23 protein-coding genes are annotated in these 23,978 nt (G+C 66.1%); 4 read left to right on the top strand and 19 right to left on the bottom strand.

Translation table 11 applies throughout. The features are described 5' to 3' along the window. Nucleotides 1-102 precede the first annotated feature (102 nt). The gene (locus tag YH64_RS02795) at nt 103-1,383 is read left to right on the top strand and encodes an amidohydrolase family protein (protein WP_046804008.1); all 1,281 of its coding nucleotides are present in this window, start codon (nt 103-105) and stop codon (nt 1,381-1,383) included. Here the strand turns inward: YH64_RS02795 and YH64_RS02790 are convergent. Genes YH64_RS02790 through YH64_RS02750 form a run of 9 tightly spaced genes read right to left on the bottom strand, consistent with a single transcriptional unit; the run spans nt 1,358 to nt 9,616 of the window. Continuing rightward, nucleotides 1,358-1,747 carry a RidA family protein gene (locus tag YH64_RS02790; RefSeq protein ID WP_046804009.1) on the bottom strand — a complete coding sequence of 130 codons (390 nt, stop codon included), beginning with the start codon at nt 1,745-1,747 and terminating at the stop codon, nt 1,358-1,360. The two genes, YH64_RS02795 and YH64_RS02790, sit on opposite strands and share 26 nt — an antisense overlap. Continuing rightward, a complete protein-coding gene (locus tag YH64_RS02785; protein WP_046804010.1) occupies nt 1,744-2,907 on the bottom strand; it encodes an FAD-binding oxidoreductase in 1,164 nt (387 codons plus the stop codon). The genes YH64_RS02790 and YH64_RS02785 overlap by 4 nt, the downstream gene beginning before the upstream one ends. Before the next feature lie 4 nt (nt 2,908-2,911). Further along, entirely contained in the window at nt 2,912-4,354 is a 1,443-nt protein-coding gene (locus YH64_RS02780; RefSeq protein ID WP_046804011.1) for an NAD(P)/FAD-dependent oxidoreductase, read from the bottom strand. Then, on the bottom strand, nt 4,351-4,659 hold the full coding sequence (locus tag YH64_RS02775) for a (2Fe-2S)-binding protein (RefSeq protein ID WP_046804012.1): 309 nt from the start codon (nt 4,657-4,659) through the stop codon (nt 4,351-4,353). The genes YH64_RS02780 and YH64_RS02775 overlap by 4 nt, the downstream gene beginning before the upstream one ends. After that, on the bottom strand, nt 4,643-5,800 hold the full coding sequence (locus tag YH64_RS02770) for an FAD-binding oxidoreductase (protein ID WP_046804013.1): 1,158 nt from the start codon (nt 5,798-5,800) through the stop codon (nt 4,643-4,645). Before YH64_RS02770 ends, YH64_RS02775 begins: the two co-directional genes overlap by 17 nt. Then, on the bottom strand, nt 5,800-6,600 hold the full coding sequence (locus tag YH64_RS02765; RefSeq protein ID WP_046804014.1) for an ABC transporter permease: 801 nt from the start codon (nt 6,598-6,600) through the stop codon (nt 5,800-5,802). The genes YH64_RS02770 and YH64_RS02765 overlap by 1 nt, the downstream gene beginning before the upstream one ends. 1 nt (nt 6,601) lies before the next feature. Next, a complete protein-coding gene (locus YH64_RS02760; RefSeq protein WP_046804015.1) occupies nt 6,602-7,468 on the bottom strand; it encodes an ABC transporter permease in 867 nt (288 codons plus the stop codon). Continuing rightward, nucleotides 7,465-8,526 (bottom strand): ABC transporter ATP-binding protein, encoded by a 1,062-nt coding sequence (locus YH64_RS02755; RefSeq protein ID WP_046804016.1) that lies wholly within the window; start codon nt 8,524-8,526, stop codon nt 7,465-7,467. The genes YH64_RS02760 and YH64_RS02755 overlap by 4 nt, the downstream gene beginning before the upstream one ends. A gap of 58 nt (nt 8,527-8,584) precedes the next feature. Continuing rightward, entirely contained in the window at nt 8,585-9,616 is a 1,032-nt protein-coding gene (locus tag YH64_RS02750; RefSeq protein WP_046804017.1) for an ABC transporter substrate-binding protein, read from the bottom strand. 131 nt (nt 9,617-9,747) lie between these two features. Here YH64_RS02750 and YH64_RS02745 point away from each other — a divergent pair, with 131 nt between their 5' ends. Continuing rightward, complete coding sequence (locus tag YH64_RS02745; protein ID WP_046804018.1) at nt 9,748-10,551, top strand: GntR family transcriptional regulator; 804 nt, start codon at nt 9,748-9,750, stop codon at nt 10,549-10,551. Here YH64_RS02745 and YH64_RS02740 read toward each other — a convergent pair. The 3 genes from YH64_RS02740 to YH64_RS02730 are packed head-to-tail and all read right to left on the bottom strand — an operon-like array spanning nt 10,538 to nt 15,389. After that, entirely contained in the window at nt 10,538-12,316 is a 1,779-nt protein-coding gene (locus YH64_RS02740; protein ID WP_082134414.1) for a hydantoinase B/oxoprolinase family protein, read from the bottom strand. The genes YH64_RS02745 and YH64_RS02740 overlap by 14 nt on opposite strands. Next, nucleotides 12,309-14,366 (bottom strand): hydantoinase/oxoprolinase family protein, encoded by a 2,058-nt coding sequence (locus YH64_RS02735; protein WP_046804019.1) that lies wholly within the window; start codon nt 14,364-14,366, stop codon nt 12,309-12,311. Before YH64_RS02735 ends, YH64_RS02740 begins: the two co-directional genes overlap by 8 nt. A 36-nt stretch (nt 14,367-14,402) precedes the next feature. Then, nucleotides 14,403-15,389: a tripartite tricarboxylate transporter substrate binding protein gene (locus tag YH64_RS02730; protein WP_046804020.1), complete on the bottom strand. Its 987-nt coding sequence runs from the start codon at nt 15,387-15,389 to the stop codon at nt 14,403-14,405. A gap of 153 nt (nt 15,390-15,542) precedes the next feature. Here YH64_RS02730 and YH64_RS02725 point away from each other — a divergent pair, with 153 nt between their 5' ends. Further along, nucleotides 15,543-16,445 (top strand): LysR family transcriptional regulator, encoded by a 903-nt coding sequence (locus tag YH64_RS02725; RefSeq protein WP_185975324.1) that lies wholly within the window; start codon nt 15,543-15,545, stop codon nt 16,443-16,445. A gap of 21 nt (nt 16,446-16,466) precedes the next feature. Here the strand turns inward: YH64_RS02725 and YH64_RS02720 are convergent, their stop codons facing one another. Next, nucleotides 16,467-17,300 carry a GyrI-like domain-containing protein gene (locus YH64_RS02720; RefSeq protein WP_046804021.1) on the bottom strand — a complete coding sequence of 278 codons (834 nt, stop codon included), beginning with the start codon at nt 17,298-17,300 and terminating at the stop codon, nt 16,467-16,469. 486 nt (nt 17,301-17,786) lie between these two features. Between YH64_RS02720 and YH64_RS30050 the strand changes: the two genes are divergently transcribed. Then, a complete protein-coding gene (locus YH64_RS30050) occupies nt 17,787-18,050 on the top strand; it encodes a hypothetical protein (protein WP_185975323.1) in 264 nt (87 codons plus the stop codon). Nucleotides 18,051-18,093: 43 nt separating this feature from the next. Here the strand turns inward: YH64_RS30050 and YH64_RS02710 are convergent, their stop codons facing one another. The 6 genes from YH64_RS02710 to YH64_RS02685 all read right to left on the bottom strand — a co-directional run bounded on the left by YH64_RS02710 (nt 18,094) and on the right by YH64_RS02685 (nt 23,975). Then, on the bottom strand, nt 18,094-19,029 hold the full coding sequence (locus tag YH64_RS02710; RefSeq protein ID WP_046804023.1) for a glyoxylate/hydroxypyruvate reductase A: 936 nt from the start codon (nt 19,027-19,029) through the stop codon (nt 18,094-18,096). Nucleotides 19,030-19,186: 157 nt separating this feature from the next. Continuing rightward, complete coding sequence (locus YH64_RS02705; protein ID WP_046804024.1) at nt 19,187-20,257, bottom strand: ABC transporter substrate-binding protein; 1,071 nt, start codon at nt 20,255-20,257, stop codon at nt 19,187-19,189. After that, a complete protein-coding gene (locus YH64_RS02700) occupies nt 20,254-21,423 on the bottom strand; it encodes an FAD-binding oxidoreductase (protein WP_046804025.1) in 1,170 nt (389 codons plus the stop codon). Before YH64_RS02700 ends, YH64_RS02705 begins: the two co-directional genes overlap by 4 nt. Further along, nucleotides 21,420-22,805, bottom strand: coding sequence for an NAD(P)/FAD-dependent oxidoreductase (locus YH64_RS02695; RefSeq protein ID WP_046804026.1), 1,386 nt, complete (start codon nt 22,803-22,805; stop codon nt 21,420-21,422). The genes YH64_RS02700 and YH64_RS02695 overlap by 4 nt, the downstream gene beginning before the upstream one ends. After that, nucleotides 22,802-23,143 (bottom strand): (2Fe-2S)-binding protein, encoded by a 342-nt coding sequence (locus tag YH64_RS02690; RefSeq protein WP_046804027.1) that lies wholly within the window; start codon nt 23,141-23,143, stop codon nt 22,802-22,804. Before YH64_RS02690 ends, YH64_RS02695 begins: the two co-directional genes overlap by 4 nt. 37 nt (nt 23,144-23,180) lie before the next feature. Beyond that, a complete protein-coding gene (locus tag YH64_RS02685) occupies nt 23,181-23,975 on the bottom strand; it encodes an ABC transporter permease (protein ID WP_046804028.1) in 795 nt (264 codons plus the stop codon). Between the last annotated feature and the right edge of the window lie 3 nt (nt 23,976-23,978).

Raw genomic sequence — 23,978 nt, 5'->3', positions numbered from 1 at the left:
AGGGAGCATCGCGACGGACCGGCGGAGCCGGCTCCGCGCGACCCCGAGGGTGGGGTACTTTTGCGGCATTGTGAAATACTGAACTTCCATTAGGATCACCCCATGCTCGATCTGATTATCAAGAATTGCACGCTGCCCGATGGGCGCACGAACGTCGACATCGGCGTGGCGCAGGGTCGCATCACGGCGGTGGAGCCCGCGCTGAAAGCCGAAGCCGGGCAGGTGATCGATGCCGCCGGCCAGCTCGTGTCGTCGCCCTTTGTGGACGCGCACTTTCACATGGATTCCACGCTGTCCTTCGGGCTGCCGCGCGTGAACCAGTCCGGCACCTTGCTGGAAGGCATCGCGCTGTGGGGGGAACTCAAGCCGCTGTTGACGCAGGAAGCGCTGGTGGAACGCGCGTTGGCGTATTGCGACTGGGCTGTTGCCCGGGGCCTGCTGGCCATCCGCTCGCACGTAGACGTCTGTGACCCGCGCCTGCTCGCCACCGAAGCGCTGCTGCACGTGCGCGAAAAGGTCAAACCCTACCTGGACCTGCAACTGGTCGCCTTCCCGCAAGACGGCGTGCTGCGCGCGCCCGGTGCGCTGGACAACCTGAAGCGCGCGCTCGACATGGGCGTGGACGTGGTCGGCGGCATTCCGCACTTTGAACGCACCATGCAGGACGGCGCCGAATCCGTGCGCATCCTGTGCGAACTGGCCGCCGAACGCGGCCTGCGCGTGGACATGCATTGCGACGAAAGCGACGACCCCTTGTCGCGCCACATCGAAACGCTGGCCTACCACACCCAACGCCTGGGCCTGCACGGCCGCGTCACCGGTTCGCACCTGACGTCCATGCATTCCATGGACAACTACTACGTGTCCAAGCTGATCCCGCTGATGCGCGAAGCCGGTGTCGCGGCAATTGCCAACCCGCTGATCAACATCACGCTGCAAGGCCGCCACGACACCTATCCCAAGCGCCGTGGCATGACCCGCGTGCCCGAACTGCTGGCGGCCGGCGTGCCGGTGGCGTTCGGCCATGACTGCGTGATGGACCCCTGGTACAGCCTGGGCTCGGGCGACATGCTGGAAGTGGCGCACATGGGTCTGCACGTGGCCCAGATGACGGGCCAGGACGCCATGCGCGCCTGTTTCGAGGCCGTGACGACCACGCCCGCCAAGATCCTGGGGCTGGACGACACGGGCATCGCGGTCGGCAAGCGTGCCGACCTGGTGTTGCTGCAAGCGCGCGATCCCGTCGAAGCGCTACGCCTGCGCGCGACCCGCCTGATGGTGCTGCGCGCGGGGCAGGTGATTGCCACCACGCCGCCCGCTACCGCCACCTTGAATCTGCCGGGCCGCCCGGGTCAGGTCAGCTTTCAGACACCGGCCCGCTGACATACGGCGGCCGCTTGGCGGCCGTCACGATAATCTCCACCAGCAGCTCCGGCGCGGCCAGCTTGGCCTCGCAGGTGGCGCGGGTGGGCATCGCATCGGGCAGCGCCCACTCGGCCCACACGCTGTTCATACCCGCGAAATCGCGGTCGATATCCTTCAGCCAGATCTGCACCGACAGCAGTCGCGACTTGTCGGTGCCGGCCTCGGCCAGATAGCCGTCGATCTTGGCCAGCGCGTCGCGCGTCTGCGCCACGATGCCGCCTTCGGCCGCTGACGTCACGCCCGCCACATAGACCGTATCGCCATGGATCACGATGCGGCTCAGGCGCTGGTTGGTTTGCTTGCGCACGATGTCGTCGTTCATTCGTCTTGCTCCTTTTCTGATGGGGTGGACGCCTTGGCCGCGTCCGAAAAACGGTCAATCCGGAAGGGCGCAATCGGCATGTCCGTCGCGCCGGTGGTAATCAAATCGGCCATGATGCGGCCCACGATGGGGCCTAGTTCAAAGCCATGCGCCGAAAAGCCGAACGCATGGAACGCGGTCTCGTGGCGGCTGCTGCGACCGATCACGGGGATCTCGTCCGGCATGGCCGCTTCGATGCCCGCCCAACCCCGGTTCACGATGGCGTGGCGCATGTGGGGGAATAAGTCACACACCGTACGCGCGCCTTCCGCCAACGAGCGGAAATCCAGCTCGGTCCATTCGGCGTCGCGATCCACCCAGGCCCGCCGCCCGCCACCGATCAGCACCGTGCCGTTGCCGCGCTGCTTGAACGATAGCGCGCGCCCGGTGCCCAGCACGACGGGGTCCAGAAAGTGATCCATGCGCAACGTCACCAACATCATCGGGCTGATGGCCAGGAGCGGCACCGGCTCACCCCACTGCGCCGCGATACGGTCGGCCCAGGCGCCCGCGCAGTTCAACACTTGCGGCGCGGTGTAGGCGCCGGCATCAGTGTCCACGCGCCACTGCGTGCCGTCGTGCGTCACGCCATGCACGCGCACGCCTTCCAGAAAACGCGCACCCAGGCTCGCGGCCTTGGTACGAAACGCCAGCGTTGTGCGATACGGGTCGGCCGCGCCGTCCTCGCGCGCGATCAGCCCGCCCTGGATGGTTGGCGCGATGGCGGGGATCATGTCGCGCAGGTCCTCGGCGCTGATCCATGCTTCGTGCGTGTAGCCGTGGTCCGTCATCGTGCGCAGGCGTTGCCGCAACGTGTCGGCGTCGGCGGCGTTCTCGGCCACGCGCACCTGCCCGTGCTGCTCGAAACCACAATCGTCGTCCACCAGGTCGCCGATGCGAACCCAAAGTTCGCGCGAGGCCAGCGCCAGCGGCACTTCGGCCAGATGCCGCGACAAGGTCCGCACGCCGCCCGCGTTCACGCCCGACGCATGCCGACCCACGTAATTCTTTTCGATCACCAGGGCGGGCACGCCCGCACGCGCCAGATGCAGCGCGGCCGAGCTGCCGTGCAGGCCCCCGCCAATGATGATGACCGCCGCCGACCGCGTTGAACCGGTCATGGCATTACTTTTTGAGGCGGACAACGGCTTGGCGGGAATCGTCCGTCTGCGGCAGCGACGCCAGCTCGCCCAGCGTCAGCGGCTTGGTCGGAAAGCGCAGCCGGTAATAGCCCACTTCCTGCGTCGGCACGCCGCGCTCTTCGGCGATGATCTCGGCCACCGTCAACCCGCAGAAGCGCCCCTGGCACGGCCCCATGCCGCAGCGCAGAAACGCCTTCATCTGGTTGGGTCCGCTGCACCCGAGCTTGACCGTTTCGCGCACCTGCGCGGCGGTGACTTCCTCGCAGCGGCACACGATGGTGTCGCCGGTGGGCCGCCGGAACGCATCAGGCGCCTTGTAGAGCGTATCGAAGAACTCGCGGCCTCTCACGGCACGGGCAAGCGCCTCGCGCGGCGCCACGGCCTGGCTATCGCGCTTGGCAGCGTCGATACGGCCCAACAGATGCGCGGCTTGCAGGGCGGCCAGCCGGCCCCGGTGTTCCGCCGCCAACGCGCCCGCGATACCCGCGCCGTCACCGGCCATGCCGATGCCGTCCACCGTCGTCAGGCCCCACTCGTCGACCTGCGGCTCCCAACAGTCCAGGGCGTCGTTCCAACGATGCTCGGCACCCACGGCGCGCGACAGGTTCACGTTGGGCACCACGCCCTGATGCAGCATCAGTTGTTCGGCCGGCAAGGTCTTGGTGACGCCGCCCGCCGTGTAGCGCACGCTTTGCAGCTTGCCGTCGCCAACGGCCTCCAACGCGGTCACGCCGCGTGTGATCGGCACCGCGGCCTTGACAGCCCGCAGCAGCTTCAAGCCCTTGCCCAGATACGGCGACCGCAGAAAGCCCCAGACCTTGGGCAGCGCCTGGCCCATGCGTCCTGGCGGCGTGGTTTCCAAGAGCGCGTCGATCTTCACGCCCGCGTTCAGGTATTGCCACGCCACCAGATACAGCAGCGGGCCGCTGCCCGCCAGCACCGTGCGATCCGCCGGCACCACACCGGCCGACTTCAACAGAATCTGCGCGGCACCCGCCGTGATCACGCCCGGCAGCGTCCAGCCCGGAATGGGGAAGGGGCGCTCTTGCGCGCCCGTTGCCAGCAGCAAGCGGCGCGCATGGATGATGCGCGCTTCGCCCGCCACGGAATACGCCACTTCAAAGCCCTTTTCGGGATGCGGCGCGGTGCGCTCGGCCACCGCCCACACCGTGGCGCCCGGCACGTAGCGCGCGCCCGATTGTTTGAAGGGCGCAATCAGCGACGCACCATGCCAGTAGTCCTCGCCCAGGATGCCGCGGTCGGTCACCGGCGTGGTCGTGATGGCGCGATAGATCTGTCCGCCCGGCGCCGGCTGTTCGTCCAGCAGCACGGTATCCACGCCCAGCCCGGCCGCCACCGTCGCCGCCGCCAACCCGGCCGGACCCGCGCCCACCACCAGCAAATCGCATTGCGTTGTTTCGATCATGCCTGCACCTTGCGCGCGCCCAGCTGGCGCTCGATCTTCATGCCTTCGCGCACGGCCGTCATGCAGCCCTGCTGGTTCGCCTGGCCGTCAATGGTGACCAGGCAGTCGTAGCACACGCCCATCATGCAATAGGGCCCGCGCGGCACTTCGTTCACGGCGGTGTCGCGACAGGCCGACACACCGCCCGCGAACAAGGCGGCCGCCACGCTGTCGCCCTGGCGGCATTGCAGCTCGGCCCCGTTGACCGTCACGCGCACGGGCGCGCCTTGCGCCTGGCGCTGCGCCTCATCAAGCCTCTTGAACATGAAACCTCCGGGTCGAGAAGGGCGCCATGTCGTCGGCAAGCTTGCCGGCCACGATCATGGGCGCCAGATTGAGGGCGTGCGCGGCGGCCAGCGTCACGCCGCTATGACAGGTCGCGACAAAGGCGCCCGGGCACGTTTCGGATTGCTGATAGATCGGAAAGCCGTCCTTGGACATCACGCGCAGCGCCGCCCAGCTACGCACCACGCGCACGTCGCGCAATGCAGGCAGCGTGCGTACGGCGCGGTCGGCCAGCGTGCCCAGGATCGGCAGCCCCACCAGGTTATCCACATAGCCGGCTTCTTCCTGCGAATCGCCGATCAACCACGTGCCTTCATCGGTTTGGCGCAAGGTGGACAACGGTGTTTCCAACAGGCGGCGCGTGCGTTCCAGCACCACGATCTGGCCGCGTTGCGGGCGCACCGGCACATCCAGACCCACCTGCGCACCCAGGTCCTTGTTGGACAAGCCCGATGCCAGCACCACCTTGCGCGCGCGCACCGTGCCCGAGGGCGTCGCGATCTCAAACACGCCGTCGCGCTGCTTGATGCTTTGCGCCGGACGGCGCGGCAGGTAATCCACAACCCGCTGTGCAAAACTCGCATGCAAGGCGCGCAGCAGCTTGAGCGGGTTGGCAATGCCATCGACCGGCGTCCACGTCGCGCCGCGCACATCGGGGCCGATGCCCGGCACCAGGTCGGCCACTTCGGCGCGGTCCAGCAGCTTCCAGTCGTATTGCGCCATGCCCGGCTGCGCCAGCAAGGTCTTCATGAACGTGCCGCGCGCTTCCACCTCTTCGTCGCTTAGCAGCGCATGCAGCCCACCGCGCTGTTCCAGGTGCACGTCCACGCCGGTTTCATCCAGCAGTTGCGCGGCCAGACGCGGCCAGCCGGACGCGGACGTCATCGTCCACACGCCGTAGCGCGGCAGGCCCATGCCCTTGCTTTGCACCCACACCAGCCCGAAGTTGCCGCGCGACGCGCGGTAGGCCACGTCGCCTTCGTCCAGCACGGCCACATGGTCCAGCTCGCGCCGCAAGCCATAGGCAATGGCTGATCCCACCAGCCCGCCGCCGATCACCGCGGCGTCATAAATGCCGCGATGCACGGGCGCGCGGGGCGCCAGTTCTTTCTCGTCCGTCATTAGCGTCCCTTTCCTACAAACAGCTTTTCCAGGCCGACCACGCGGTCCAGAATGAAAATGGCGATGATCGTCACGTAGATCAGCACGGCCGACACGGCGGTCACGAGCGGATCGATGGTGTCTTCGATATGCAGGAAGATGCGCACCGGCAGCGTCGTCGTGGACGGCGAGGCGATGAAGATCGACATGGTCAGTTCGTCAAAGCTGGTAATGAAGGCGATGACCCAGCCGCTGACCACGCCCGGCAGCAGCAGCGGCAGCACCACGCGCCGGAATGCCGTCCAGTTGGACGCGCCCAGCGATTGCGCGGCGCGCTCCAGCGCGGGGTCGATACCGGTGGCCGACGCCAGCACCAGGCGCAGCGCGTAAGGCATCACCAGGATGACATGCGCCACCACCAGGCCCACATAGGTGCCGGCCAGATCCACGGTGGTGAAGAACTTCAGGAATGCCAGGCCAAGCACCACATGCGGAATCATCAGCGGCGACAGGAAGAACGCCACCAACGCCTCGCGGCCACGAAAGCGGTTGCGGGCCAGGGCCAGCGCGCTGGGCACGGCCAGCCCGATGGCCAGCGTGGCGGACAGGGTGCCCAGGCCAAGGCTGAACCAGAACGCCTCGATAAAACGCGGGTTGTCCAGGATGGCGCGGAACCAGCGCAACGACAGCCCGCCCGTGGGCAAGGAAATAAAGCCCTCGGACGTGAACGCCACCGCGCACACCATGACGATGGGCGCCAGGATGAACAGGATGAAGATCGTGTGAAAGACCAGGCCGATGGGGCCGTTACGAAATTGCATGTCAGCCTCCTGCCTGGTTGAAGACGGCACCGTACTTGCGTTCAATGATCCGGTTGGCGGACAGCAGCACGACGACGGTGGCCAGCAACAGCACCACGGCCAGCGCCGCGCCCAGCGGCCAGTTCAGTGTGTTCAGGAATTCGTCGTAGGCCGCCGTGGCCACGTTCTTCAAGCGCCGGCCGCCAATGATGGCCGGCGTGGCGAACGAGCTGGCCGCCATCGCGAACACCATGATCGCGCCCGACAAAATGCCGGGCATCACCTGCGGCACGATCACGCGTCGGATCACCGTGAACTGGGACGCGCCCAACGACAGGGCGGCCGCTTCGGTGGCGGGATTGATCCGTTGCAACGACGCCCACACCGAGATCACCATGAAGGGCACCAGCACGTGCGTCAGCGCGATGCCCACGCCCAGATTGCTGTACATCAGGTCCACGGGCGTGCTGATCAGCCCGATGCCCATCAGCGCCTTGTTGATAAGTCCGGTGGACCCGAACAGCAGCGCCCAGCCCAGCGTGCGCACCACCACTGAAATCAACAAGGGCCCCAACACCACCATCAGGAACAAGCCTTTCCATGGGTTGGCCATGCGCGACAGCACGTAGGCCTCGGCGGTGCCCAACACCAGGCAGGCAACGGTCACGGCCGCCGCCACGCCGAAGGTGCGCGCGTAGATTTCGTAGTAGTAGCCGTCGCTGAAAATCTCGACGTAGTTCTTCCAGGTGAAGGTCACCTGCATGCCGCCATAAAACTGGAAATCGAAGAAGCTGATCAGGAACACCAGCGCCATCGGCACCACCAGGAACGTGGCGTAGACCACCAGCGCCGGCGCGCTCAACACCCACGGGTTGGCGCGCGCGCTCATGACGCCAGGCCCTTGGGCGCGGCCGCGACTTCGCACATGTCCTGCGCGCGCCAGCGCAAGTGCACGGGCTCGCCCTCGGCGGGCACAGCCACGCCGTCGTTCTGACGGATCACCATCACTTCGCCCACCGATGTGTCGACCTGGCACAGCCAATGGTTGCCCTGGAATACGCGCGTTTTCATGCGTCCGGGCAACGCACAGGCGGCAGGCTCCGAGAACAGGATTTTTTCGGGGCGGACGATCACCGCGCCTTGCGGCACGGGTGCGCCGGCCATGGGGATATGCGCTTCGCCGATGCGCGCGCGCGTCTCGTTTTCGTATTGTTCGGCCGTGGGCGTGAACACATTCGCCTTGCCCAGGAAGCCGCCGACGAAGTGGCTGGCCGGCCCTTCGTAGGCTTGAAAGGGCTCGGCCACTTGTTCGACCCGGCCCTGGTTCATCACCACGATGCGATCCGACAGCGCCAGCGCCTCCGACTGATCGTGGGTGACCAGAATGGTGGTGGTGCCGATCGTGCGCTGGATGCTGCGCAGTTCCAGCTGCATTTCCTCGCGCAGCTTGGCGTCCAGGTTCGACAGTGGCTCGTCCAGCAGCAGCACGCTGGGCCGGATCACCAGCGCGCGCGCCAAGGCGACGCGCTGCTGCTGCCCGCCCGACATGCGAGCCGGATGCCGGTCCGCCAGATGCGCCAGCCCGACCAGCTTCAAGGCATCGGCCACGCGCGCTTCGCGTTCTTCCTTCTTGATCCGCTGCATCTCCAGGCCGAACGACACGTTTTCAAACGCGGTCATGTGCGGGAACAGGGCATAGTTCTGGAACACCAGCCCCAGCCCGCGCTTGTTGGCCGGGACGCGGCTGACGTCGCGCCCGTCCAGCACAATGCTGCCGCTGGTGGGTTCGACAAAGCCCGCGATCATTTGCAGCGTGGTGGTCTTGCCGCAACCCGAAGGCCCCAGCAGGGAAATGAACTCGCCGCGATTGACGGACAGGCTCAGTTCTTCCACGGCGGTCGTTTCGCCATAGCGCTTGCACAGGCGGTTCAGCACTAGATAACTCATGAAGGCTCCCGTGGGCGACGCGCCGCGCCGCCCCGTATTGCACGATCGGCGATGCGTGTCAGCGCTCGATTTCCCGCGTCCAGCGCTTGTTCCAATCGTCTCGGTTCTGGTTCACCGTGTCCCAGTCGATCACGATCAGGTCGGCGGCGCGCTTGCCGATAGGCAGCGGCACGCGCGGGTCATCGGTGACCTTGGCCTTCTTGTTGACCGGCCCGTAGCCGTACGCGTTGGCCAGCTTTTCCTGCACTTCGGGCGTCACCAGATACTGCACAAACGCCTGCGCCATGGGATTGGTCTTCGGCTTGGCGACCGGGCATACCGAGGACAGCAGCGCATAGGCGCCTTCCTGCGGATACACGAAGCCCACCGGGAAGCCGGTGTCGGCAAACGATTTGGCGCGGCCGCTGCCCCACACGGAAATCACGGCTTGGCCCGACGAGAACAGTTCCGTCATCTTGCCCGGCGAGGGCTCGTACACCAGCACGTTCGGGCCGACCTCATTCTTGAAGGTGGTAAAGCCCGCGTCGATCTTCTTTTCGCCGCCGCCGCCTTCACGCGCATATTCCACCAGCGCGTGCAGGCCGTAGGTATTGTTCAGCGGTGGCACCACCAGCTGCTTCTTGTACTTGGGGTCCTTCAGGTCTTTCCACGACGTGGGCGCGGCCCACTTCTTTTCGTCGAAGACCTTCTTGTTGTACATGATGCCGGTGGCCACGATGCCGATAGCCACGGCCTTGTCGTCCTTGTAGCGCGCGGTGCTGTAGATATCGTCGGCGGGCAGGCCCTTGATGGGTTCGCAAAAGCCCAGCGCGATGGCCTGGTACATGGGGCCGTCATCGATGATGGCCACGTCGATCTGCTGGTTGCTCTTTTGCGCCTGCAAGCGCGCCACCGTGTTGGTGGAGTTGCCGGCCACGTAGTCCAGCTCAATACCGTGCTGCTTGGCGAAGGGCGGGAAGATGTCCTTGCGCATGATGTCTTCGAACGAGCCGCCGTAGCCGGCCACCACCAACTTCTGCTGCGCTGCTGCGTTTGCGCTGAGTCCGACGGCTACCGTCGTCGCCGCGATCACTGCAAGTACCTTGCCCATGAGAACCCCCGATTGTTGGTACACTTTGTCCGTACATGAATGTCCGGACAAATAATGAATCCGACTAGACATCGTTGTCAATCGGTTATTGTCCGTACAAACCCCATATAAAAATTCAAGGAGCACCCCCCATGACCCGATCCTCCGAGCGCGCGGCCGGCCCCGCCGGAGCCCGGCAGGCGCGTGGCAAGCCTGAATCGCCCGCCTCCGGGGGCGATGCCGGCGGCCCCCGCTACAAGAGCATTTTTCAGGCGCTGTCGCACGACATCAGCACCGGCCGCTACCCCGTCATGACGCTGCTGCCCACCGAGCACGAGCTGTGCGACCAGTTCAACGCCAGCCGCCACACCATTCGCGAAGCCATCCGCATGTTGACGGTGGCCGGCATGGTGTCGCGCCGCCCGGGGGTGGGCACCCGCGTTGAGACCGCCCGCGCCAGCACCCGCTTCACGCAGCGCATCTCGCAGTTTCCAGACCTGCTGCAATACGCCCGCAACGCTGCGCTGCTGGTGCAGGACGTGCGCACCATCAAGCTGCCCAAGCGGCTGGCCGAAGCGCTGGGCTGCGCGGCCGATAAAACCTGGCTGCATATCAACTCCATCAAGACGCTGGACGACGCCGACACGGCAGCCGCCACCACGCTGATCTACGCCGATCCCGAACATTCGAACGTGCAGGTCGAGGTCAAGTCCCGCATCTCGCTGCTGCGGCTGATCGAGGATCACTTCGGCGACCGCATTACCGAGGTCAACCAGGAGTTCTCGGCCACGCCCATCAATGCAACGGTGGCCAGGCAACTCAAGGTCGAGCCCAAGACGGCGGGCTTTGTCATTACCCGCCGCTATTACGGTGAGGGCGGCCTGTTGCTGCTGGCCACCATCACCACCTTCCCGCACGACAAGATGAAGTACTCGATGACGCTCAACGTGGCGTAGGCTGGCTAGTGGCGATGACGGCCTTGGCGCCACGCGCGCCATAGGCCGTGCGCGCCGCCTCGGCCGTGATCTTGCCGTCGGCCAGGTCCTGCTCGATGCGGGCCTGCGGCCGTTCGGCGGGCGGCCCGTAGCCGCCGCCGCCCGGCGTTTCGATGCGCACGCTTTCGCCGGACGCCAGCGCGATATTGGCGGTCTTGGAAAACAGTTCTTCCTCTTGCGGCGTGCCGAAGTTGCGCACCAGCCGCGCGCGGCGTCCGTCACCCCCGCCATCCACGCCGGCCGCCACGCCCACCGTGTGGCTGTCGGACCGCGCCGAGAACACGATGCCCGGCCCCACGGCGCGTATCTGTTTGGCAATCGCCATGCCGCCGCGCGTGCGGCCCGCGCCACCCGAATCCGGAATCATCGCGTACTCGTCCATCAACAGCGGGTACTCGTTTTCCAGCGCTTCCACGGGCAGGTTCGACGTGTTGGTCATGTGCACGTGCACGGCATCCATGCCATCGGTATCAAAGCGCGCGCCCGCGCCGCCGCCCAGCGTTTCCAGATAGACGAAGTGGCCCGCGCGCTCGCGCCATCGGCCGGAAAACACAATGGCCGGGCAGCAATCGTTGCTGGACGCCATGGTTTTCTGCGGCGGCAGCAGGCCTCGGAACGCGCCGAATATCGCGCCCGCGACTTTCTGCGCGGTAATCGATCGCGCACCGACGGCGGCGGGATGCTCGGGGTTGGTGATGGTGCCCACGGGCGCCGACAAGGTGATGGGGTCGAACAGGCCCGCGTTGGGCGCAAGGTCAGGGTCCAGCAACGCCTTTACGGCGTAGTAGACGCAGGCGCGCAACGCGTTGAACGGCAGGTTCATCGCGCCTCGCGCCTGTTTGCCGGACCCTTCGAAATCGAAATGCAGCTTGTCGCGCCGCACGGTCAGCGTCACCTGAATCGGCACCGGATCGCCGCCCATGCCATCGTCGTCCAGATCGCTGCGGAAGGTGTAGCTGCCTTCCTGCAATTCGGCGATGCGGTTGAGCAGGCGACGGCGCGTGTACGTGATGACGTCATCCACGGAACGCAGCACGGCCTCCAGCCCCATCTGGCGGATCAGGCCTTGCACGGCGGCGGCGCCCCGGCGGTTGGTGGCCATCTGCACGCGCAGGTCCAGCACGCGTTCTTCGGGGTCGCGGGTGTTGGCGCAGATCAGGCGCAGCAGGTCTTCGTCCGTTTGTCCGTGCCGGGCGATGCGGCAGGCGGGGATGCGTATGCCTTCTTCGAAGATGGACTTCAAGCCGCCCGCGATGGACCCCGGCACCGCGCCGCCGACGTCGGAATGGTGCGCGATGTTGGCGGCGAAAAATCGCAGCACGCCGTCCCAGAACACGGGCGTCACGATGTTGATGTCGGGCAGGTGGCTGCCGTCGGCCAGGTAAGGGTCGTTGCAGATGAACACGTCGCCTTCACGAATCTCGTTGACCGGATACGCGCGCAGGATGGCGCCCATGGCGCCGTCCAGCGAGCCCAGGTGCAGCGGAATCTGCGTGCCCTGCGCCACCAGCCGCCCGGTGGCGTCGAACAGCGCCACCGAGCAGTCCTTGCGTTCCTTGATGTTGGTGGAGAACGACGCGCGCACCAGCGTATTGTTCATGTCCTCGGTGATGGACAGCAGGCGGTTGCAAAATACCTCCATGCCGATCGGGTCGGCCAGCGCAATGCCGGCGTCGGAACTGTCGGGCTCGGGATTGTTGGGCTTGGAATTGTCGGGCTTAGCCATGCAAGCCTCCTTGCAAACGAATGATCAGGTTGCCGTAGTCGTCCACGCTGGCCTCATGGCCCACGCCCACCACCGTGGTCGAGCTCATTTCCTCAAGCAGGGCGGGGCCGGTGAAGCGCGCGCCGGTCGGCACCAGGTCGCGGTCGTAGACGGGTGTTTCCAGCCAGCCGTGCACCGGGCCGAAGTAGGCTTTGCGCCGTCCCAGGCTGGCGTCTTGCAACGCGCCGCCGATGTGACGCGGCGCCAATGGCGCTTTCACCACCTGGCCCACGGCCTGCATGCGGCAGTTGATGATCTGCACCTTGCGGTCATCGACCGTGTAGCCGTATTCGCGTTCGTGCGCGTCGGCAAAGCGGCGCGCGAATTCGGCGTAGCCGCCCGCGCCCATGCCGTCGACGCTGACCTGCACTTCAAAGTTCTGCCCTTCGTAGCGGGCGTCGATGGCGCTGTGGCAGACGCGTAGCGCGGGGTCCACGCGTTCTTGTTCCAGCCAGCGTTCGGCCTGCTCGCGCAAGCCATTGAAGATGGCGGTAATGGCGGGCCAGCCGGCTTCGCTGGCCAACGAGATTTCGCTTTGCACGAAGTCAAACGAGATGTCGCTGAGCAGGATGCCGCGCGCGCACATGGTGCCGGGTTCCTGCGGCACGATCACGACGGGGATGCCGCATTCCTCGGCGACCTCGACCGCGTGCAGCGGCCCGGCGCCGCCGTAGGCGTACAGCGCAAAATTGGACAGGTCGTAGCCGCGCTCGGTGGACACGGCGCGGATGGCGCGGCTCATGTTGGCCGCCGCGATGCGCAGGATGCCTTCGGCCGCCGCTTCCAGGTCCATGCCCAGCGGCTGCGCCACGCGCTGCGCGATCACATCGCGCGCGGCGTCGGCGTGTACGGGCATGCGGCCACGCAGCAGGGCAACGGGGTTCAGGCGCTGTAGCGCGATCTCGGCGTCGGTGATGGTGGGCTCCTGGCCGCCACGGCCGTAGCCGACCGGGCCAGGCACCGCGCCCGCGCTGTGCGGCCCCACCTTCAGGGCGCCGGCATCGTCCAGCCACGCGATACTGCCGCCGCCCGCGCCGATGACGTGAATATCGACCATGGGGGTCTTGACGGGGTAGCCGGCCACATGCCGATGCGAGGTGAACAGCGGCCGGCCTTCGCACACCAGCGACACGTCGGTGCTGGTGCCGCCGACGTCGAACGTAACCAGGTTCAGGCTGCCGATGGCGCGGCCCACGGCCGCTGCGCCCACCACGCCGGCCGCCGGGCCGGACAGGCAGGTGCGCACGGGGTACTGGCGCACGGTGCCGATCGACATCAGGCCGCCGTTGGAATGGATGGTGTGCGGCTCGTGGCCGATGTCCAGATCGCGCACGCGCTGCATGAAGCGTTCCAGGTAGCGCGCCATCTTGGGGCCGACGGCGGCGTTCAGCACGGTGGTGGACAGGCGTTCGTATTCACGGAATTCAGGCAGCACGTCGGACGACAGGCTGATGTAGGCGCCCGGCATGGCCTCGGCCACGATTTTTGCAGCGCGGCGTTCATGCTCCGGATTGCGGTAAGCATGCAGAAAGCAGACGGTGACGGCCTCGATGCCGGCGGCGGCAAACTGCCGCGCGGCCGCCAGCACCTGGTCCTCGTCCAGCGGGGTCAGCACGTCGCCCGATGCGCTGACGCGTTCGCTGACTTCAATGCGAAACTCGCGCGGCACCGCCACGGGCGGTTTGCCGACGCTGTAGTCGTACAGGTGCGGGCGGGTCTGGCGGCCGATCTCCAGCACGTCACGAAAGCCGCGCGTGGTGATGAGGCCGACGCGCGCGCCCTTGCGTTCGATGATGAGGTTGGTGGCAACCGTGGTGCCGTGCCCCACGTGCGACACCTGCGAGGGCGGCACGCCATGGTCCGCCAACATCTGGCCGATGCCCGTGGCAATGGCCTCGGACGGGTCGTGCGGGGTGGACGGCACTTTGTGAAAGTGCACGACGCCCGCGTCCTCGTCGATCATCGTGAAGTCGGTGAACGTGCCCCCGACGTCTATCCCTATGCGATACATATCGTTGATTCCAAAGAAAGGACTAGGCGCGCAAGATCAGTCCAGGCGAATGCCGGCTTGCTTGACGACGCCGCACCATTTGTTGATCTCGCTTTTGATCATCGTGGCGAAGGCGGGGCCGGCCACGTCAGACACTTGTGCGCCCTGTTGTTCCAGGTACGTTTTCATGGCGGGCGCGTGCAGGGTCTGCACCAGGCCGTCCGTAAGTTTCTGGCGCAGCGGCTCGGGCAGGTTGGCAGGCGCCAACATGCCGAACCACACCATGGCTTCGTAGCCGGGGTAGCCGGATTCCGCGACGGTCGGCACATCGGGCAGCAGCGCGGAGCGCTGTGGCGAGGTGACGGCCAGCGCCTTGATCTTGCCGTCCTTGATGTAGGGGTAGGACGTCATCACCACGTCCATCATCATGTTGATCTGGCCGCCCACCAGGTCGATCAGCGCGGGACCCGAGCCGCGATACGGCACGTGCACCATGGAGACGCCGGCGGTGGACTTGAAGAGTTCGGCAGCCAGGTGGTTGGAGGTGCCCTGGCCGTTGGACGCGAAGGAATACTTCTCGGGTTCCTTCTTCAATAGCGCGACGAACTCTTGCAGGTTGTTGGCGGGCACTGACTGGTTGACCGACATCACATTCGGAATCGTGGCGATCACGGTCAGTGGCGTGAAGTCCTTGACGGCGTCGTACGGCAGCTTGGAATACACGCAGGGCGCGCTGCCGTGCGTGCTGACCGATCCCATCAGGATGGTGTAGCCGTCGGCCGGCTGGCGGGCGACGTATTCGGTGCCGACGGTGCCGCCCGCGCCGGGCCGGTTTTCAACAATGACGTTGGCGGAAAGGCGCTGGCCGAGTCCTTCGGCGATTTTGCGCGCGATCAAATCGGTGGACCCGCCCGCCGCGAACGGCACGACGATGCGGATGACTTTGTCTGGCCAGGCCGCTTGCGCGGCGCTGGCGGTGGCGGTGGCGAAGATTACGAGTCCGGCGGCAATGCGACAGCAACGACGTATCAGCCCTTGGTTCATGGCTTGGTTTCCCCTTGTTGATAGAACTTCCTTGTGGCCGGATCATGCGTGTCCGGTCCTGGTTCGCTGCAACAACAGGGTCATCCTAGGCTTCTGGCTTCAAGGGCAGCAGCCCTGCGGGCTTATATTTGTATAAACGCTATTTATAGGTGCATGGCCGTGAAGAATCCGGACCTGAATCTGCTTTTGCATTTTGACGCGCTGATGGCGTGCCGCAACGTGTCGCGCGCGGCCGAGGCGATGAACATCAGCCAGCCGGCGATGAGCGCGGCGATGAATCGGCTGCGTCAGCTGTTCGGCGACCCGTTGCTGGTGCGCGAGGGCGGTGCGTGGCAGCCGACGTTGCGCGCGATGGAGTTGCATCAGAACTTCAAGCCCTTGCTGGAAAGCTGGCATCGCGCGACTCGCACCCGCGAGGCGTTCGACCCGGCGAATTCATCGCGCACGTTGTCGTTGTACGCAACGGACTATGTGCAATACACGTTGCTGCCGAAGTTGATTCCGCGGCTGGCGGTGGATGCGCCGCACTTCCAATTGCAGATTGTGCCGGCCCGGCCACAACATGGCTTGAGCATGCTGGACACGAACCATGTGGAGTTGATCGCGGGTTATTTTCCTGACCCGGCGCCGGATCTGCGCACACGCTTTCTGTACCAGGAGCCGGCGGTGTGCATCGTGCGCGAGGGGCATCCGTGTTTGCGCAAGCGTTGGAACCTGGACGCGTACCTGAGCTATGGGCATCTGGATCTGGCGGCGCACACGCGTTATTTCAGTACGGCGATTGATCGCATCTTGATGGGGCAGAACCGCAGCCGCAAGATCGTGGCGACGTTGTCCAGTTATCTGGTGTGCCCGTTCATTGTGGAAGGGTCGGATTTGATTGCGACGATGCCGGTAAGCGTTGCACGCGCGATGTCGGGCGCGGCGCGGATTGTGACGCAGAAGGTGCCGTTGACGTTGCCGCAGATTACGGTGTCGTTGTACTGGCACGAGCGCTATCAGGACGACCCGGCGCACGCGTGGCTCAGGCAGTACCTGGCCGGCGTGCTGGGGTAGCGGGTGGCGCCGTGCCGGACCTTATTTCAAGGGCAGGCAGATGCGGGTTTGCAGTTGGGCGGGCGGGGTGTTGCGGGGGTCGTTCAGGTATTGCTCGAACATGGGGATGTCGGCGGGCAGGTGGCCGCTGGCGGGTAGCCATTCAGAGAACATCCATTGGTAGGGTTTGGCCATTTCGTTGTAGGGGCCGGTATAGGTCAGGATGGCGCAGCGGCAGGCGGGGATGATGTGGCGTTGCAGTTCTTCGCCCAAGTCGGCGTCAACGTTGACGGCCATGCCGGCCAGGGATCGCAGCTTGTTTTCGGGGACTTGTTCGGGGTCGTCGAAGTAGACGCCGAAGCCTGGCGTTGCGGGGTCGGCGATGCCACGGCCGTAGGCAAGCATGAAGGCGCGGGTAAAGACGGGGCCGATGTCTTGGTAGCTGCCTTGGTGGGGCAGGACGGCGAGGGTGGCGCCGGGGAAGGGTTCGATGGCGATGGGGTACACGGCAGGCTCCTGAAGGGCTAAGGGTTGGGAACGCGCGGCGCGGTAGCGGCCGGGCGGGGTGCCGAAGAAGTTGCCGAACGCCCGATTGAAGGCGGCGTCGGAGTCGTAACCGGCGCGTTGTGCAATGGCTCTTAACGGCGCCTGGGAATCGGCCAAGGCAGCGGCGGCGCGATGCATGCGGATGCGTTGGACGGTGGCGTTGACCGTTTCGCCCATCATGGCGCGGTAGACCCGGTGAAAGTGATACGGCGACAGGCAAGCCAGGTCGGCCAGCTGGTGCAGATCGGGGTCGGCGTCAGGGTGGGCGGCGAGCCAGCGCAGGACGGGGTCCAGGCGGTCGGTGTAGAGGGATCGGGTTTCGGGCTTCATGCTTGCTCCTTGGAGGGCAATGTAGCTTTGGGGGATTTGCGGATTTTGCGGTTTTTTTGTTGGGGAGGGTTCTTTTGACGCACGGCGTGGCGGCGGCTGGTGGGAGGCGGGTCAACGATTGCGGTCCGGAGCCTTCGCTCCGGACTGCCCCGTCGTCATCCTCGTTGTCGCCTGCGGCGACTGCCTTCGGATTCCCTCGGGCTTATCGACTCCCCGCCTCCCACCAGCCACCGCCACACCATGCTCGGTCAGTTTGCGCTGACGTCAGGGGGGGAGGGTGGAGTGCTTGGCGTTTTTTTGCGAGGGTGGTGGTGGGCTGGAAGATCTTGCGGGGCCCGCCCCAGGCCGGCCGCGCGGGCGGCCTTTTGGGGCTTACGCGCGTTGGTGCGGGGTCGTCTTGATTGGTGCCGGGCCGTCTTGATTGGTGTGGCGTGCTGGGTGCTTGGTGCTTGGTGTTGCTCCGTGCTTGGTGCTTGGTGTTGCTCCGTGCTTACTGCCTGCTGTTGCTGCTTGATGCTGTTGCTGATGCTGATGCTGGTGCTGGTGCTGGTGCTGATGCTGGTGCTGGTGCTGTTGCTGATGCTGGTGCGGGTGCTGATGCTGGTGCGGGTGCTGGTGCGGGTGCTGATGCTGGTGCGGGTGCTGATGCTGGTGCGGGTGCTGATGCTGGTGCGGGTGCTGGTGCGGGCTGGTGCGGGTGCGGGTGCTGGTGCTGCCGCTGCTGGCGCCAGTGCCAATGCTAGAGCTTGATGTTCATTCCTGCCGGCGGGATAGACGCCTCTTGGTAGTGCGCTCAATATCCGCGCAGCGGATCGTAGATGTTGGGTAGCGCATCGCCGCGCTCGTTGGCTTCGATCAGCCATGCGGTGTGACGGGCGCGTTCCTTGCGGTCGGGGATCGCCGCGCAATGGGGCGTGATGATGATCTGCGGGTGCGTCCACAAGGGGGAGTCCGCCGGTAGCGGCTCTTGTTCGAAAACGTCCAGCACCGCTTGGTGCAATTGGCCGCTGTCCAGCGCGGCGATGACGTCTTGCGTGACCATATGCGTGCCACGGCCGGCGTTGATCAGGCTGGCGCCGCGCGGCAGCTGCGATAGCGTGGTGGCGTTGAGGATGCCTTTGGTGGCCTCGGTGGCGGGCAGCAGGCAGACCAGCAGGTCGGTGTTGGCCAGGAATTGGCCGAACTGGGCTTGGCCCGCATAGGACGGCAGGCCGTCGAGTTGGCTGGCGCCGCGTGACCAGCCGCTGACGGGGAAGCCGACACGTGACAGCAGTTGCGCGGCGGCGACGCCCAGGTGGCCCAGGCCCATGATGCCGACGCGTACGTCCGCGGCAACGCGCAGGGAGTCGAACAGTTCCCAATGTTGGCGTGCCTGGTTATTCACCACGCGCTTGATGTCGCGCGTGAGCATCAGCGCGGACGTCAGCACGAATTCGGCCATTTCGGTTTGGGTGCGGGCGGTGACCATGCGGGCGATGCGCAAGTGCCGGGGTAGCTGGGGGTCGGCCAGGATGTGGTCGACGCCGGCGCCCGCGCTGATGATCAGTTTCAGGTTGGGGAACGTGGCGAGGCGGCCGGCGTCGGGCGCCCAGACCAGCGCGTAATCGACGCTGTCGGGCGCGACGTCTTCATGCCAGCCGACCACGTCCAACTGCGGCGCGAAGGCGTGGAACTGTGCGCGCCATGCGTCGATGGCGGCGGGACCGCCGGAATTGATGATGAGCCGCATGCAAAGGTTCCTTGTTGGCGGACGGGCGTAGCAGACGCGCGTTAGCAGACGCGTGTTAGCAGACGCGCGTCTGCTACGCGCGTACCGGCCGTACGCTGGCAGGCGCTTGCTTGCGAGCGCGCTTGCGGTTTATCCACAGGCGCGCTGCAAGATCTTATCAACGTTCGACGGTGCGATTCCAGCGGGCGTTGAAGGCGGGGCGCGCAGTGTTGATCTGGTCCCAATCCAGGATCTTGGCGTTTTCCATGTAGCCCTGGAAGCGCTTGAGCGCGTCGGCGCTGGCGGCGGACGCCTTGACGTTTTTGTTGGATGGGAAGTGGCCGCCCATTTCCAGTGCCTTGGCCTGCGCGCTGGCGGACAAGAGGTACAGCGCCAATTTTTGCGAGAGTTCGGGTTCGCTGTTCTTGGCGATGACGCATTCACCCACCATCAGGATGACGGAGCCTTCCTTGGGCTGGGCGTATTCCACCGGGATGTCGCGCTTTTTCAGGCGGGCGATGGCGGTGGGGGTCAGCGGGAAGATGGCGGCTTCGTTGGACTGGATCATTTCGGCCAGCTTGGCCGAGTTGGGGATGTATTCCAGCACGTTGGGGCCGATGGTGTCGGGCCACTTCTTGAAGCCGGGTTCATAGTTCTTGTCGTCGCCGCCCTGGATGCGGTTGAACATCAGGAAGCCGTGCAGGCCGAAGGTGCTGCCGGCGGCGGACTGGAATACGACCTTGCCTTTGTACTTGGGGTCGGCCAGGTCCATCCAGGAGGTGGGCGGTGCCCAGCCTTTGTCGGCGAACATCTTGGTGTTGTAGCCCAGGCCGGTCATGCCGATGTCGATGCCGGCGGCCATGCGGTCTTTCATCACGGCGGTGGGGTACAGCTCTTTCAGAACGGGGTCGTCATTGAGCTGTTGGCACAGGCCCATGGAGATGGCGCGCGCCATGATGCCGTCGTCCAGGAACATGACGTGCATCTGCGGGTTGTCTTTGTAGGCTTGCGCCTTGGCCAGTACGTCGGTCGACGTGCCGGGCACGACGACGATTTTCACGTTGTTGGCTTTCTCGAAATCGGGGAACACGTATTGCGTGAAGGCGCGTTCCATGTCGCCGCCGTTCATGCCGACGTACAAGGTCTTTTGCTGCGCCATGGCCCCTGCGGACAGCAACGCCAACGTTGCCGCGCCCAGCAGCCGCTTCCCCTTGCTCAGGCGCGATGCGCCCTGTTTCTTATCCATCATGGTGACTCCTGCGTTTGCTCACGAACACGTTCAGGCCGAGCCACGGCGCCGTGAGCGGCGGCCGCGTATCGTTCAATGCAAAAGGCATCGATAGGAATCGAGGACTGGCCGCGCAGGACCAGTTCGGAAAGCACTTCGCCCACGGCGGGGCCGATCTGGAAACCGGCGCCGGACAGGCCGAAGGCGTGGAACAGGCCGGGGACTCGGGCGCTGGGGCCCAGCACGGGATTGTGGTCGGGCATGTTGCCTTCCACGCCGGTCCAGAAGCGGATGACCTGCGCGCCGCGCAGCACGGGCAGCAGCCGGGTAGCGTTGGCCATCAGCGCGCCCAGGCCGGCGCGGCCGGGCCGTGCGTAGTCGGGGTCGGTGGACACGCCACGGCCACCGCCGATGACGCAATTGCCGCGCGCGACCTGTCGTGCGTAGATGCCACCGCCTTGTATGCCCAGGCTGACGTCCATGAAGAGGGGCAGCGGCTCGGTGACCATCATCAAAGGGTGGATGGACGTTTCGGGTACGGCTTCGCCAAAGTGCTCTGCAAAGCGGCCCGCCCAGGCGCCCGCGCAATTGAGCAGGACGCGGGAGCGCACTTCCAGGCCGTCGGCGCGCACGAGGAAGTGCGTGCCGTCGTGATCGGCCTGGGTAACCTTCACGCCTTCGCGCACGTCGGCGCCCAGCGCCGCCGCCGCGCGCGCGAAAGCCGGTGACACCAGCCGGGGGTTGGCGTGGCCGTCTTCGGGGCAGAAGGATCCGCCCGCGACGTCCTGGCCCAGCCAGCCGAAGCGGCGCGCCAGCTCGCGGCGGTCCAGCATTTGCAGGTGCATGCCGAAGCCGCGCGTGCGCTGGCGATACGCTTCCAACTGCACCATGTCGGCGTTGGACGCGGCCAGCTTCAAATGACCAGAGCGCACGTATTCGCCATCGATGCCGATCAGTGACGGCAGCTGGCCCCACAGTTCATGTGCGCGTCGGGCCAGGGGCATCTGTTCCAGCCCGCGCCCTTGCCGCCGCACACCGCCATAGTTGACGCCGCTGGCGCGCGCGCCGCACAAGGCGGCTTCCAGCAAGACGACGGGTACGCCGGCGCGCCGCAGGAACAGCGCGGCGCTGCCACCGACGATGCCGCCGCCGATGATGGCCACTTCGGTGTCGATGCGCCGCGTCATGTCGACACCTTGTCCTGACGTTCCAGGCACACCACGCGCACGGGTACCGGTTTGACGGGCGGCTGGTTACGCAAGCGGCCCACGTCGGCGGGCGTGCGGCCGCAGGCTTGCGCCAGGACCTCGGCTGCCGCCGCGCCGCACATGCGGCCCTGGCAGCGGCCCATGCCGACGCGTGTCAGCGCTTTGAGGCGGTTCAGTTCTTGCGCGCCCGTGTCGGTGACGGCGCGTCGCACCGTGCCGGCCGTCACGTCTTCGCAGCGGCAGATGACGGTGTCGTCGGCGATGGTTGCGGCCCAGTCCTCGGGAAAGGGAAAGGCGCGTTCCAGCGCGGAGCGCACTCGGCTGTTGGCGGCCAGGCGCGTTTCCAGCAGGCGGGCACGCGCGGTGTCGATGGGTTGGCCGATGTCTTGCAGCAGCGCCAACGCGGCGCGTTCACCCGCAAGTTCGGCGGCGTCGGCGCCGGCGATGGCGGCGCCGTCACCGGCGACATAGACGCCGGGCACGCTGCCGCGTCCGGCGGTATCGCGGCGTGGCGTCCAGTTTCTATCGCGCGCATTGAATTCGAATTCGCAGCCGACCAGGCTGGCCAGTTGGGTTTCGGATCGCAGCGCCAGGCCGTAGGCCACGGCGTCGCAGGGCACGGTGTGTTCGCGCTTGGCCTGGCGATAGGTCAGGCCCGATACGCGGTCCTTGCCATGCACGGCGACGGGCCGCACGCCGCGATGCAGCGGCACGCCATGCGCGCGCAGCCAGGCCATGGTGTACATCCCCTTGGCCAGCAGCCCGGGCGCGCGCAGCATGCCGGGCAGCGCGGCCAGGCGGTCGGTAAAGCGCGCGGTGTCCAGCACGGCGGCCACTTGCGCGCCGGCCTTGGCGTATTGATAGGCCACCAGGTAAAGCAGCGGCCCGGTACCCATGAAGACCACGCGCGATCCGATGGCGCAGCCCTGGAATTTCAGCGCGACCTGCGATCCGCCCAGGGTGTAGACGCCGGGGGTCAGCCAGCCGGGAAAGGGCAGCACGCGGTCGGTGGCGCCGGTGGCAAGGATCAGGTGGGTGTAGGGCACGGCGGTGCTGACGCCGTCTTGCATCACGTCCAGCGTCTTGCCTTCCACGTTCCACACCAGGCTGCCGGGTCGATAGTCGGCGTGCGGCTGCAAGGCGGCCATGGCGCGATGCACGGCATCGGCCTTGCGATGTTCAAAGCCGTACAGCGCGGACTTCGGGCGCTGGAATCCGGGTGGTGGCTGGCGATAGATCTGGCCACCGGCGCGCGGCGCTTCGTCCAGGATGACGGGCCGCAGGCCGTGCGCGACCAGGGCCTGGGCGGCGCGCACGCCGGCCGGGCCGGCGCCTACGATGACGGGCATCACGATGCTCATGCGATGTCGTCCTCGGGCCAGGGTGCCGCGGCCAGCGTGCCGGGCACGGCAGCGGGCGCCATGGGCAGACTTAAAAGGCGCATGCCGGGTTCGACAAACGTTGAGCAGGCACGCAGGCGCGAGCCGTCTTCAAGCTGCATCCAGCAGTCCTGGCAGGCGCCCATCATGCAGAAGCCGGCGCGTGGGGCGCCGCTGAATTCGGAATGGCGCACGCAGTCGGCCTGGGTCAGCACGGCGGTCAAGACAGTGTCGCCGGCCAGCGCGGTACAGGCTTGCCCGTTCAAGGTGAACGGGACGGCGGGCCGGCCCGATTCCGCCAGGCGTTTCAGTATTGCCATGATGCCGGCGCCTCTCTTTTCGCCAACGGCAAGCGTTTCATTGCTGCCCCACCAGCACGCGGTCCAGGCCGTACACGCGGTCCAGCAACAGCATGGTGACGGCGGTCAACAGGATGACCAGCGCCGACACGGCGGCCATCATCGGGTCGATGGATTCCGTGGCGTACATGTACATGCGCACGGGCAGCGTGATGGTGGACGGCGCGGTGATGAAGACGGACATGGTCAGTTCATCGAAGCTGTTGATGAAGGCCAGCAGCCAGCCGCCGGACACGCCGGGAATGATCAGCGGCAGGGTCATCTGGAAGAACACGGTGGCGCGGCTGGCGCCCAGCGACAGCGCGGCGTGTTCGATGGAGCGGTCAAAGCCGACCAGCGCGCCGATCACCAGCCGCATCACATACGGCGTGATGACGACGACGTGCGCGGCGACCAGCCAAGAAAAGCTGCCGGCCATGCCCATCAGCGCGAAAAAGCGCAGCAGCGCCACGCCCAGCACCAGGTGCGGAATCATCAGCGGCGACAGGAACAGGCCATTCAGCACATCGCGGCCCGGGAAGCGGTAACGCGTAATGGCGATGGCGGCCGGCACGGCCAGGCACACGGCGATGGTGGCCGACAGAAAGGCCAGCCACAGGCTGTTCTGAAACGCCTGCATGAAGTTGGGATGTTCGAACACCGCCCGGAACCAGCGCAGCGAAAATTGCGTGGTGGGCACCGTCAGCGTGGAGTCGGGCGTGAACGCCACCAGGCACACGATGACCAGCGGCGCCAGCACGAAGGCCACCACCAGGAAGTTGAACGCCAGCGCGAAAGGGCCGTTTTTCTGCATGTT

The organism is Achromobacter sp. LC458 (assembly GCF_001005835.2).
GTDB lineage: Bacteria > Pseudomonadota > Gammaproteobacteria > Burkholderiales > Burkholderiaceae_B > Achromobacter > Achromobacter spanius_B.
The sequence above is the reverse complement of the archived record's forward strand: the minus strand, read 5'-3'. Positions and strand labels throughout refer to the sequence as shown.